At 66.5% G+C, this 11,421-nt stretch carries 17 protein-coding genes; 15 read left to right on the top strand and 2 right to left on the bottom strand.

Translation table 11 applies throughout. From position 1 onward, the window contains the following. Window position 1: 1 nt before the first annotated feature. Window positions 2-280 (bottom strand): hypothetical protein, encoded by a 279-nt coding sequence (locus tag AOZ06_RS49810; RefSeq protein WP_157233676.1) that lies wholly within the window; start codon window positions 278-280, stop codon window positions 2-4. An 11-nt stretch (window positions 281-291) separates the two neighbouring features. Beyond that, window positions 292-768, bottom strand: coding sequence for a YbaB/EbfC family nucleoid-associated protein (locus AOZ06_RS49805; protein ID WP_157233675.1), 477 nt, complete (start codon window positions 766-768; stop codon window positions 292-294). Between the two features lie 420 nt (window positions 769-1,188). Here AOZ06_RS49805 and rpsL point away from each other — a divergent pair, with 420 nt between their 5' ends. From rpsL to rpsQ, 15 genes are all read left to right on the top strand, one after another. Next, complete coding sequence (gene rpsL / locus AOZ06_RS49800; protein WP_054295773.1) at window positions 1,189-1,563, top strand: 30S ribosomal protein S12; 375 nt, start codon at window positions 1,189-1,191, stop codon at window positions 1,561-1,563. Then, window positions 1,563-2,033, top strand: coding sequence for a 30S ribosomal protein S7 (rpsG, locus tag AOZ06_RS49795; protein ID WP_054295772.1), 471 nt, complete (start codon window positions 1,563-1,565; stop codon window positions 2,031-2,033). The genes rpsL and rpsG overlap by 1 nt, the downstream gene beginning before the upstream one ends. Before the next feature lie 45 nt (window positions 2,034-2,078). Continuing rightward, complete coding sequence (gene fusA, locus AOZ06_RS49790; RefSeq protein ID WP_054295771.1) at window positions 2,079-4,178, top strand: elongation factor G; 2,100 nt, start codon at window positions 2,079-2,081, stop codon at window positions 4,176-4,178. A gap of 145 nt (window positions 4,179-4,323) precedes the next feature. Further along, window positions 4,324-5,517 carry an elongation factor Tu gene (gene tuf / locus AOZ06_RS49785; RefSeq protein ID WP_054295770.1) on the top strand — a complete coding sequence of 398 codons (1,194 nt, stop codon included), beginning with the start codon at window positions 4,324-4,326 and terminating at the stop codon, window positions 5,515-5,517. A gap of 406 nt (window positions 5,518-5,923) precedes the next feature. Continuing rightward, a complete protein-coding gene (gene rpsJ, locus AOZ06_RS49780; RefSeq protein WP_003938093.1) occupies window positions 5,924-6,229 on the top strand; it encodes a 30S ribosomal protein S10 in 306 nt (101 codons plus the stop codon). A 39-nt stretch (window positions 6,230-6,268) separates the two neighbouring features. Continuing rightward, window positions 6,269-6,919: a 50S ribosomal protein L3 gene (gene rplC / locus AOZ06_RS49775; RefSeq protein ID WP_054295769.1), complete on the top strand. Its 651-nt coding sequence runs from the start codon at window positions 6,269-6,271 to the stop codon at window positions 6,917-6,919. A 1-nt stretch (window position 6,920) separates the two neighbouring features. After that, window positions 6,921-7,622 carry a 50S ribosomal protein L4 gene (rplD, locus tag AOZ06_RS49770; protein WP_054295768.1) on the top strand — a complete coding sequence of 234 codons (702 nt, stop codon included), beginning with the start codon at window positions 6,921-6,923 and terminating at the stop codon, window positions 7,620-7,622. Next, the gene (gene rplW / locus AOZ06_RS49765; RefSeq protein WP_054295767.1) at window positions 7,619-7,918 is read left to right on the top strand and encodes a 50S ribosomal protein L23; all 300 of its coding nucleotides are present in this window, start codon (window positions 7,619-7,621) and stop codon (window positions 7,916-7,918) included. The genes rplD and rplW overlap by 4 nt, the downstream gene beginning before the upstream one ends. A 21-nt stretch (window positions 7,919-7,939) precedes the next feature. Further along, the gene (gene rplB / locus AOZ06_RS49760) at window positions 7,940-8,773 is read left to right on the top strand and encodes a 50S ribosomal protein L2 (protein WP_054295766.1); all 834 of its coding nucleotides are present in this window, start codon (window positions 7,940-7,942) and stop codon (window positions 8,771-8,773) included. 18 nt (window positions 8,774-8,791) lie between these two features. Beyond that, window positions 8,792-9,073: a 30S ribosomal protein S19 gene (gene rpsS / locus AOZ06_RS49755; RefSeq protein ID WP_042182725.1), complete on the top strand. Its 282-nt coding sequence runs from the start codon at window positions 8,792-8,794 to the stop codon at window positions 9,071-9,073. Between the two features lie 40 nt (window positions 9,074-9,113). Next, window positions 9,114-9,551 carry a 50S ribosomal protein L22 gene (gene rplV / locus AOZ06_RS49750; protein WP_054295765.1) on the top strand — a complete coding sequence of 146 codons (438 nt, stop codon included), beginning with the start codon at window positions 9,114-9,116 and terminating at the stop codon, window positions 9,549-9,551. Further along, window positions 9,551-10,399, top strand: a complete 849-nt coding sequence (gene rpsC, locus AOZ06_RS49745; protein WP_054295764.1) for a 30S ribosomal protein S3 — start codon at window positions 9,551-9,553, stop codon at window positions 10,397-10,399. The genes rplV and rpsC overlap by 1 nt, the downstream gene beginning before the upstream one ends. A gap of 3 nt (window positions 10,400-10,402) precedes the next feature. Then, window positions 10,403-10,822 (top strand): 50S ribosomal protein L16, encoded by a 420-nt coding sequence (gene rplP / locus AOZ06_RS49740; RefSeq protein ID WP_033384217.1) that lies wholly within the window; start codon window positions 10,403-10,405, stop codon window positions 10,820-10,822. Further along, window positions 10,822-11,070 carry a 50S ribosomal protein L29 gene (rpmC, locus tag AOZ06_RS49735; RefSeq protein WP_042182733.1) on the top strand — a complete coding sequence of 83 codons (249 nt, stop codon included), beginning with the start codon at window positions 10,822-10,824 and terminating at the stop codon, window positions 11,068-11,070. Before rplP ends, rpmC begins: the two co-directional genes overlap by 1 nt. After that, window positions 11,067-11,357: a 30S ribosomal protein S17 gene (rpsQ, locus tag AOZ06_RS49730; RefSeq protein ID WP_054295763.1), complete on the top strand. Its 291-nt coding sequence runs from the start codon at window positions 11,067-11,069 to the stop codon at window positions 11,355-11,357. Before rpmC ends, rpsQ begins: the two co-directional genes overlap by 4 nt. The last annotated feature ends 64 nt before the right edge of the window (window positions 11,358-11,421 follow it).

Raw genomic sequence — 11,421 nt, 5'->3', positions numbered from 1 at the left:
GTCAGACCCGCGTGTTCCCGAACGGCTGCGCGCCCGGCTGGCCGGTCCGGGCCTCGAGGTTCTCCGCGATCCGGGTCAGCGCCGCCGCCACCTCGCCGACGGCCTTGCTGAGCGCGTCCGCCGCGGGCACGTAGTCCTTCGCGAAGGACCGGCCCGCCACGTCGTCGCCCCATGGCCGCCCCTGAGCCCGCAGTTCACCCGTCAGGGTGGTCGCGTCCTCGGTGAGACCCGCCGCGACACCGGCCAGCTCGATCGCGCCCGCGCGCCTCTCGTCGCCCATCGCCATGCCCCTCAGTCCCGGCGGAACATCTGCTGGTCGCGGTCGTCGTCCGGCGGCCCGGCTGTGAACAGGTCACGCAGCGACGGTGCACCGGGCACCAGGTCGGGCAGGTCGACGAGGTCCTCGTCCGGGGTGAACCGGCTCACCTCGCGCCGCACCTCGGTGCGCACGCCCGCCGTGGCCTCCCGGATCACGCGTGTGATCTCCGCCGCGAGGGCCTGCGGCGTCCCGCGCTGGAACGCCTCCTCGCCGAGCGTCAGCTCGGTCAGCTGACCCGTCATGTCCACTTTGGCCTGCACCACGCCGTCGCCCGAGCGCGCCGCACCGGTCAGCGCGGCCATCCGTGCCTGTGCCTGCTTGAGGCCCTCGGTACGGCGGCGCACCTCATCCGTCATGTGGTCGACCTGGCGGCGCAGCTCCGCGTTGCGCTCGGCCAGGCGCTCGGCGTCGAAATCCGGCTCGGACAAGGCCCTGTGCCCCCGGCTCACTTGGCGACAACTTTCTCGTGCCGGAATGTACCGCTGCGCGCCTACAACGGTGTACCGATCAGCGCAACCCGAGACCGCCGCGGGGGAATACCCCAGCGTCCAGGTGGCGTTGACGGCTGTATGGCCGCGTCAGCGACCCCCGTTTTGCCCGCCGGGAACTGGCCAGGTATCTTTGCTAATCGTGCCTGACTGATGTCGGGCCGCTCCGTGTGCCTGTCGTCGGTGAAAACCACGATGCGAACCGGCACGGAGACCTCCCAAACCCCGTTGGGATGCCGCGGTTGTTCCATGTGGCGCTGTCCCGCACGGGCCGTCGAGGAAGGGCGACACGCCCGACCTCGGGTTACGGCGGGGCCAGGGGGAACACAGCACAACCACGGACAACCGCCATGAAGAAGCAGTCGTAGAGAAAGCCGGTCCATGCCCACGATCCAGCAGCTGGTCCGTAAGGGCCGCCAGGACAAGGTCGCCAAGACCAAGACCGCGGCGCTCAAGGGGAGCCCGCAGCGGCGCGGAGTGTGCACGCGTGTGTACACCACCACGCCCAAGAAGCCGAACTCGGCGCTGCGCAAGGTCGCCCGTGTCAAGTTGACCAGCGGCATCGAGGTCACCGCCTACATCCCGGGCGAGGGCCACAACCTCCAGGAGCACTCGATGGTGCTCGTGCGTGGTGGCCGTGTGAAGGACCTCCCGGGTGTCCGCTACAAGATCATCCGCGGCTCGCTGGACACGCAGGGCGTGAAGAACCGCAAGCAGGCGCGTAGCCGCTACGGCGCGAAGAAGGAGAAGGGCTGATGCCACGCAAGGGACCGGCCCCGAAGCGGCCGTTGATCTCCGACCCGGTCTACAGCTCCCCGCTGGTCACTCAGCTGATCAACAAGGTGCTGAAGGACGGCAAGCGCTCCGTCGCCGAGAAGATCGTCTACGGCGCGCTCGAGGGCGCCCGTGAGAAGACGAGCACCGACCCGGTGGTCACGCTCAAGCGTGCGCTCGACAACGTGAAGCCGGCCATCGAGGTCAAGCCCCGTCGCGTCGGTGGCGCCACCTACCAGGTGCCGATCGAGGTCAAGCCCGGTCGCAGCACCACCCTCGCGCTGCGCTGGCTGGTCAGCTACTCCCGCAGCCGTCGTGAGAAGACCATGGTCGAGCGCCTCATGAACGAGTTGCTCGACGCGAGCAACGGACTTGGGGCGAGCGTCAAGCGCCGCGAGGACACGCACAAGATGGCCGAGTCCAACAAGGCCTTCGCCCACTACCGCTGGTGACCTGACCGGCGGCCCGACAGCTCTGCAAGACAGGGGAAGATTCTCGTGGCACTCGACGTGCTCACCGACCTGGCCAAGGTCCGCAACATCGGGATCATGGCTCACATCGACGCGGGTAAAACCACGACGACGGAGCGGATCCTGTTCTACACCGGGATCAACTACAAGATCGGCGAGGTGCACGACGGCGCCGCGACGATGGACTGGATGGAGCAGGAGCAGGAGCGCGGCATCACGATCACGTCCGCCGCGACGACCACTTACTGGGCCGACCACCAGATCAACATCATCGACACGCCTGGCCACGTCGACTTCACCGTCGAGGTGGAGCGTTCGCTCCGCGTCCTCGACGGTGCCGTCGCGGTGTTCGACGGCAAGGAGGGTGTCGAGCCCCAGTCCGAGCAGGTCTGGCGGCAGGCCACCAAGTACGACGTCCCGCGGATCTGCTTCGTCAACAAGATGGACAAGCTCGGCGCGGACTTCTACTTCACCGTGCGCACCATCTCGGAGCGCCTCGGTGCCAAGCCGCTGCCGATCCAGCTGCCGATCGGTGCCGAGAACGACTTCATCGGCGTCGTCGACCTGATTCACATGCGCGCGCTGACCTGGCGCGGCGAGGTGAAGAAGGGCGAGGACTACGCCATCGAGGAGATCCCGGCCGACCTGGCCGAGAAGGCCGCGGAGTACCGCGAGCAGCTCATCGAGGCCGTCGCCGAGGTCGACGACGCGCTGATGGAGAAGTACCTCGCCGGTGAAGAGCTGACGGTCGACGAGATCAAGACGGGCCTCCGCAAGATCACCATCGAGCGGACCGCCTACCCCGTGCTCTGCGGCTCGGCGTTCAAGAACAAGGGTGTCCAGCCGATGCTGGACGCGGTGATCGACTACCTGCCGTCCCCGCTGGACGTGCCCGCGGTCGAGGGCACGCTGGTCGACGGCGAGACCCCGGCGATCAGGAAGCCGAACACCGACGAGCCGTTCTCGGCGCTGGCGTTCAAGATCGCCGTGCACCCGTTCTTCGGCAAGCTGACCTACATCCGGGTCTACTCCGGCCAGGTCAACTCCGGCGCCCAGGTGATCAACTCCACCAAGGAGCGCAAGGAGCGCATCGGGAAGCTCTTCCAGATGCACTCCAACAAGGAGAACCCGGTCACCGAGGCCATCGCGGGCCACATCTACGCCGCGATCGGCCTGAAGGACACCACGACCGGCGACACCCTGTGCGACCCGCAGCAGCCGATCATCCTCGAGTCGATGACCTTCCCCGACCCCGTGATCGAGGTCGCGGTCGAGCCGAAGACCAAGGCCGACCAGGAGAAGCTGTCGACCGCGATCCAGAAGCTGGCCGAGGAGGACCCCACCTTCAAGGTCAAGCAGGACGAGGAGACCGGCCAGACCATCATCGCGGGCATGGGCGAACTGCACCTCGACGTGCTGGTCGACCGGATGCGCCGCGAGTTCAAGGTCGAGGCCAACATCGGCAAGCCGCAGGTGGCCTACCGCGAGACCATCCGCAAGACGGTCGAGAAGCTGGACTACACCCACAAGAAGCAGACGGGTGGCTCCGGCCAGTTCGCGAAGGTCGTCGTCAAGCTGGAGCCGCTGGCCACCACGGACGGTGCGCTGTACGAGTTCGAGAACAAGGTCACTGGTGGCCGCGTTCCGCGTGAGTACATCCCGTCGGTGGACCAGGGCGCGCAGGACGCCATGCAGTACGGCGTGCTCGCGGGTTACCCGCTCGTCGGCCTGAAGCTGACCCTGCTCGACGGTGCCTACCACGAGGTCGACTCGTCGGAAATGGCGTTCAAGATCGCCGGTTCGATGGTGCTCAAGGAGGCCGCGAAGCTGGCCAGCCCGGCGCTGCTCGAGCCGCTGATGGCGGTCGAGGTGACCACCCCCGAGGAGTACATGGGTGACGTCATCGGTGACCTGAACTCCCGCCGTGGCCAGATCCAGGCCATGGAGGAGCGCAGTGGCGTGCGTGTCGTGAAGGCACTCGTTCCGCTGTCGGAGATGTTCGGCTACGTGGGTGACCTGCGGTCGCGTACCCAGGGCCGCGCGAACTACTCCATGCAGTTCGACTCCTACGCCGAGGTTCCCACGAACGTGGCGAAGGAGATCATCGCAAAGGCGACGGGGGAATAACCCCGAAAACCGGAGCACCACACAGCGTGTGGGCTCTCCGGGGTTCCCCCGGGGTCCGCACAACCGACCCTGATAGCCGCCGGGGCACTGAAGGAATCTATTCTTCGACCCCGGCGGACAAGTACAAGTCCAGGAGGACAATCCAGTGGCGAAGGCGAAGTTCGAGCGGACCAAGCCGCACGTCAACATCGGTACGGTCGGTCACATCGACCACGGTAAGACGACGCTCACCGCGGCCATTTCCAAGGTTCTGCACGACAAGTACCCGGAGTTGAACCCCTTCACGCCGTTCGACGAGATCGACAAGGCGCCGGAGGAGAAGCAGCGCGGTATCACCATCTCGATCGCTCACATCGAGTACCAGACCGAGAAGCGGCACTACGCGCACGTCGACTGCCCGGGTCACGCTGACTACATCAAGAACATGATCACCGGTGCCGCGCAGATGGACGGCGCGATCCTGGTGGTCGCCGCGACCGACGGCCCGATGCCGCAGACGAAGGAGCACGTGCTCCTCGCCCGCCAGGTCGGCGTGCCGTACATCGTCGTCGCCCTGAACAAGGCCGACATGGTTGACGACGAGGAGATCCTCGAGCTCGTCGAGCTGGAGGTCCGCGAGCTGCTGACCGAGTACGAGTTCCCGGGCGACGACCTCCCCGTGGTCCGCGTCTCGGCGCTGAAGGCGCTCGAGGGCGACAAGGAGTGGGGCGACAAGCTGCTCGAGCTGCTCGACGCGGTTGACGAGAACATCCCGGAGCCGGTCCGCGAGACCGACCGCCCGTTCCTGATGCCGATCGAGGACGTCTTCACGATCACCGGTCGTGGCACGGTCGTCACCGGTCGTATCGAGCGTGGCGTCGTCAACGTCAACGAGGAGGTCGAGATCCTCGGCATCCGCGAGAAGGCGACCAAGACCACGGTCACCGGCGTTGAGATGTTCCGCAAGCTGCTCGACCAGGGCCAGGCGGGCGACAACGTGGGCCTGCTGGTCCGCGGTGTCAAGCGTGAGGACGTCGAGCGCGGCATGGTCGTCGCCAAGCCGGGCACCTCGACCCCGCACACCGAGTTCGAGGCGCAGGTCTACATCCTGTCCAAGGACGAGGGTGGCCGTCACACGCCGTTCTTCCAGAACTACCGCCCGCAGTTCTACTTCCGTACGACCGACGTGACCGGCGTCGTGACCCTCCCCGAGGGCACCGAGATGGTCATGCCGGGCGACGACACGAAGATGACCGTCCAGCTGATCCAGCCGATCGTGATGGACGAGGGCATGCGGTTCACCATCCGTGAGGGTGGCCGGACCGTCGGCGCCGGTACCCTGACCAAGATCATCAAGTGATCTAGGCCGGTTTTACCGACCCCGATTTGGATGCCGTATTTCGGTATGGCATCCTGTATAGGTTGCTCGTCGTGGGGCGGCCGGGTTCCGCAAGGTACCGGCCGCCTCCGCGCGAGGGCTGTAGTGCAGAAGCCCGTGGTACGGGAACTGGGCACGGCGGCCATCAGTGCGACAAAACAAGGGTTATGCCGGGAATTCTGTTGAGCTTCTGGCCGCCCGTCCCACAACGTCAGGTTCTCCCCGCGGGAACGTAAATGACTGTGGGACCGGTCTGTGAACGAAGGGCGACACGCCCGACCTCGTGGACCGGGAACCATGACTTGTGAACAGGGAGAGCGGAGCCTCCTCGGCTGCACGCAGCCAAGCGCTCTGACAGGGACATCACGGAAGGAACGGCAAAGCCACCATGGCGGGACAGAAGATCCGCATCCGGCTCAAGGCCTACGACCACGAGGCGATCGACGCCTCCGCGCGCAAGATCGTCGAGACCGTGACGCGTACCGGCGCTCGGGTCGTTGGGCCAGTGCCGCTGCCGACCGAGAAGAACGTCTACTGCGTCATCCGCTCGCCGCACAAGTACAAAGACTCGCGCGAGCACTTCGAGATGCGTACGCACAAGCGTCTGATCGACATCCTCGACCCGACGCCGAAGACGGTCGACGCGCTCATGCGCATCGACCTGCCGGCCAGCGTCGACGTCAACATCCAGTAAGCGCCTGCGCGCGAGAAACGCAGCGGAGAGAACGAGACCATGTCTGACAGGCAAGTGAAGGGCATTCTGGGCACCAAGCTCGGTATGACCCAGGTCTTCGACGAGTCGAACCGGGTCGTCCCGGTGACCGTCGTGCAGGCCGGGCCGAACGTGGTGACCCAGGTACGCACCCAGGACAACGACGGCTACACCGCGGTGCAGCTGGCCTTCGGGGCCATCGACCCGCGCAAGGTGAACAAGCCGCAGACCGGGCACTTCACCAAGGCCGGCGTGACCCCTCGGCGAGCGCTCGCCGAGCTGCGCACCACTGATGCGGACTCATACGAGGTCGGCCAGGAGATCACCGCAGAGGTGTTCGAGGCAGGCACCGTCATCGACGTCACCGGCACCAGCAAGGGCAAGGGCACCGCGGGTGTCATGAAGCGCCACGGCTTCAAGGGTTTGAGCGCCTCGCACGGTACCCAGCGCAAGCACCGCTCGCCGGGTTCCATCGGTGGGTGCGCCACCCCGGGCCGCGTTTTCAAGGGCCTGCGGATGGCCGGCCGCATGGGTCACGAGAAGGTGACCACCCAGAACCTGACCGTTCACCGGGTCGACGCCGAGTCCGGCCTCATCCTGATCAAGGGTGCGGTGCCGGGCCCCAAGGGCGGCCTCGTGTTCCTCAAGAGCGCCGCGAAGGGTGGTGCGTGAAATGACCAGCGTTGACGTTCGCACCCCGGACGGCAAGACCGACGGCTCCGTCGAGCTGCCCGCGGGCATCTTCGACGTGCAGGCGAACATCTCCCTGATGCACCAGGTCGTCGTCGCACAGGAAGCCGCGGCCCGGCAGGGTACGCACAGCACCAAGACCCGCGGCGAGGTTCGCGGTGGCGGCAAGAAGCCGTACCGCCAGAAGGGCACCGGCCGGGCCCGCCAGGGTTCGACCCGCGCCCCGCAGTTCGTCGGCGGTGGCGTCGTGCACGGCCCCCAGCCGCGCGACTACTCGCAGCGGACCCCGAAGAAGATGAAGGCTGCCGCACTGCGTGGCGCTCTCTCCGACCGGGCCCGCGAGGAGCAGCTGCACATCGTGTCCTCTTTGGTCAGCGGTGACGCGCCGTCCACCAAGGACGCCCGCAAGATCCTCGGTGAGCTCAGCAGCGCGAAGAACGTGCTCGTGGTGCTCAACCGCGAGGACGAGCTGAACCTGCTGTCGGTGCGCAACCTGCCGAACGTGCACGTGTTGTGGCCCGACCAGCTCAACACCCGCGACGTGCTCTTCGCCGACGACGTGGTGTTCACCAAGGACGCGTACGAGACCTTCGTCGCCGGTCCGATCGCGGGCCGCTCGGCCAAGGCGACCGCTCGCTCCGGTGAAGTTGAGGAGACTGTGTCTTCGAAGGAGGATGGGAAGTGATCCCCGACCCCCGTGACATCCTGCGCGCGCCGGTCATCTCCGAGAAGAGCTACAGCCTTCTCGAAGAGAACAAGTACACGTTCCTCGTGCACCCGGACGCCAACAAGACCGCCATCAAGATCGCGGTCGAGAAGGTGTTCGGCGTCAAGGTGATCAGCGTGAACACGCTGAACCGGCAGGGCAAGCGCAAGCGCACCCGCACCGGCTTCGGCAAGCGCAAGGACACCAAGCGCGCCATCGTGACGTTGTCCGCTGACTCGAAGCCGATCGAGATCTTCGGCGGCCCGGCCGCCTAAAGGAACGAGGAACTCGCAGAGATGGGCATTCGCAAGTACAAGCCGACGACGCCGGGCCGTCGTGGCTCCAGTGTTTCGGACTTCTCCGAGATCACCCGTGACTTCCCGGAGAAGTCGCTGGTCCGGCCGCTGAACAAGAAGGGCGGCCGCAACGCGCACGGAAAGATCACCACCCGGCACAAGGGTGGCGGTCACAAGCGCGCGTACCGGCTGATCGACTTCCGTCGCAACGACAAGGACGGCATCCCGGCCAAGGTCGCGCACATCGAGTACGACCCCAACCGGACCGCGCGCATCGCGCTGCTGCACTACGCGGACGGCGAGAAGCGCTACATCATCGCGCCGGAGAAGCTGCGCCAGGGCGACCCGATCGAGAACGGACCCAAGGCCGACATCAAGCCGGGCAACAACCTGCCGCTGCGCAACATCCCGGTCGGCACCGTGGTGCACGCCATCGAGCTGCGCCCCGGCGGCGGCGCCAAGATCGCCCGCTCCGCAGGCGCCAGCGTTCAGCTGGTCGCTCGCGAGGGCTCGATGGCGCAGCTGCGCATGCCGTCCGGTGAGATCCGGATGGTCGACGTCCGCTGCCGCGCCACGGTCGGTTCGGTCGGCAACGCCGAGCAGTCCAACATCAACTGGGGCAAGGCCGGCCGGATGCGGTGGAAGGGCAAGCGCCCGACCGTCCGCGGTGTGGCCATGAACCCGGTCGACCACCCGCACGGTGGTGGTGAGGGCAAGACCTCCGGTGGTCGCCACCCGGTGAACCCGGCCGGTAAGCCCGAAGGCCGTACTCGTCGCCGGAAGGCGAGCGACCGGATGATCGTCCGTCGCCGCAAGACCGGTAAGAAGCGCTGAGCAGGAAGGGAGTGAACCATGCCGCGTAGCCTGAAAAAGGGCCCGTTCGTTGACGACCACCTGCTCAAGAAGGTGGACGTGCTGAACGAGTCCGGCAAGAAGACCGTCATCAAGACGTGGTCCCGCCGGTCCACGATCATCCCGGACATGTTGGGTCACACCATCGCCGTCCACGATGGTCGCAAGCACGTCCCGGTCTTCATCTCGGAGGCCATGGTCGGGCACAAGCTGGGCGAATTCGCCCCGACCCGCACCTTCAAGGGCCACATCAAGGACGACCGGAAGTCCCGCCGCCGCTGAGCGGCGCGCCTAGACACGAACCAGCAAGGGGTAAGCAGCGATGAACGCCCGTGACGAAGCCGCGGTGGAGGAGCTTCCTACCGCCGTGGCTCGGGCTCGCTACGTGCGCACCACGCCTATGAAGGCGCGCCGCGTTGTGGAGCTCATCAAGGGACGTAACGCCAGCGAGGCCCTGGCCGTGCTCCAGTTCGCGCCGCAGGCCGCCAGCGGTCCGGTTGCGAAGGTGCTCGCCAGCGCCATGGCAAACGCCGAGAACAACCTGAAACTCGACCCGGAGACGCTCTGGGTGAGCCAGGCGTATGTGGACGAGGGCCCGACGCTCAAGCGGTTCCGTCCGCGTGCGCAGGGCCGTGCGTACCGCATTCGCAAGCGCACCAGCCACATCACGGTCGAGGTCGTTTCGCGTCCGAAGGCCGAAGCGGCACGCAAGCCGGCCCGCAAGGCCGCGAAGACCAGTGAGAAGGGAAGTGCCAGCTAGTGGGTCAGAAGATCAACCCGCACGGCTTCCGCCTGGGTATCACCACTGACTGGAAGTCCCGCTGGTACGCGGACAAGCAGTACGCGGAATACGTGGCGGAAGACGTCAAGATCCGGCGACTGCTGTCCAAGGGCATGGAGCGTGCCGGCATCTCCAAGGTGGAGATCGAGCGGACCCGTGACCGCGTGCGTGTGGACATCCACACCGCTCGTCCGGGCATCGTCATCGGTCGCCGCGGCGCCGAGGCCGACCGCATCCGCGGTGAGCTGGAGAAGCTCACCCGCAAGCAGGTCCAGCTGAACATCCTCGAGGTCAAGAACCCCGAGTCGGATGCCCAGCTGGTCGCGCAGGCCGTCGCCGAGCAGCTGTCCAACCGTGTGGCCTTCCGCCGCGCGATGCGCAAGGCCATCCAGTCGGCCATGCGTTCGCCGCAGGTCAAGGGCATCCGGGTGCAGTGCGGTGGCCGTCTCGGCGGTGCCGAGATGTCCCGCTCGGAGCACTACCGCGAGGGTCGCGTCCCGCTGCACACGCTGCGCGCGGACATCGACTACGGCCTCTTCGAGGCCCGCACCACCTTCGGCCGCATCGGCGTGAAGGTCTGGATCTACAAGGGTGAAGTGGTCGGCGGGCGTCGCCAGCAGGACACCACCCAGAACGCCACGCAGGAGCGCGCTCCTCGTCGCGAGCGTCCGAACCGGGCTCGTCGTTCCGGTGCCTCCGGCACCACCGCGACCAGCACCGAGGCCGCCAGGGCTGCCGCCCAGGAGGCACGCTCCAGCGCCGAGGCCGCGCAAACGCCGTCCGAAGCCCCCGCGGCTCCGGAGGCCAAGGCAAACGGGGAGGGCTGAGCTGTGCTCATCCCACGCAAGGTCAAGCACCGCAAGCAGCACTCGCCGAAGCGCTCAGGTGCCGCCAAGGGTGGCACCAAGGTGAACTTCGGTGAGTACGGCATCCAGGCGCTCGAGCCGTCGTACGTGACGAACAGGCAGATCGAGTCGGCCCGTATCGCCATCAACCGGCACATCCGCCGTGGTGGCAAGGTCTGGATCCCGATCTTCCCTGACCGTCCGCTGACCAAGAAGCCCGCCGAGACCCGGATGGGTTCCGGTAAGGGCTCGCCCGAGTACTGGGTGGTCAACGTCAAGCCGGGTCGCGTGCTGTTCGAGATGAGCTTCCCGAACGAGGCAGTGGCGCGTGAGGCACTGCGCCGCGCGATCCACAAGCTGCCGATGAAGTGCCGCATCGTGACGCGTGAAGGTGGTGACTTCTGATGGCCGCCGGTGTGACCGCGTCCGAGGTGCGCGAGCTGACCGAGGAGGAGCTGGTGCTCCGCCTGCGCGAGGCCAAGGAGGAGCTGTTCAACCTCCGGTTCCAGATGGCCACCGGTCAGCTGGACAACAACCGTCGCCTGCGCATTGTGCGGCGGGACATCGCGAAGATCTACACAGTGATGCGGGAGCGCGAACTGGGCTTGTCGGCTTCCCCTGACGAGACAGTTACGAACGAAGGTGCCGCATGACCGAGCCAGCAGCCGAGCAGCAGCAGACCACGGAGGCCCGTGGCCGCCGCAAGGTCCGTGAGGGCTACGTCGTGTCCGACAAGATGGACAAGACCGTGGTCGTCCGCCTCGAGCAGAGCAAGAAGCACCCGCGGTACGCCAAGGTCATGCGCACCACGACCAAGGTGACGGCGCACGACGAGGAGAACAGCGCCGGCGTCGGCGACCGCGTTCTGCTGATGGAGACCCGGCCGCTGTCGGCCACCAAGCGGTGGCGGCTGGTCGAGGTTCTCGAGAAGGCCAAGTAAAAAGCAGTAACTATTGACCGCGCGTGTCAGGTCGGAAATCTGCCACGCCACAACGGGTCAGGGA

This window comes from Kibdelosporangium phytohabitans (assembly GCF_001302585.1).
GTDB lineage: Bacteria > Actinomycetota > Actinomycetes > Mycobacteriales > Pseudonocardiaceae > Kibdelosporangium > Kibdelosporangium phytohabitans.
The sequence above is the reverse complement of the archived record's forward strand: the minus strand, read 5'-3'. Positions and strand labels throughout refer to the sequence as shown.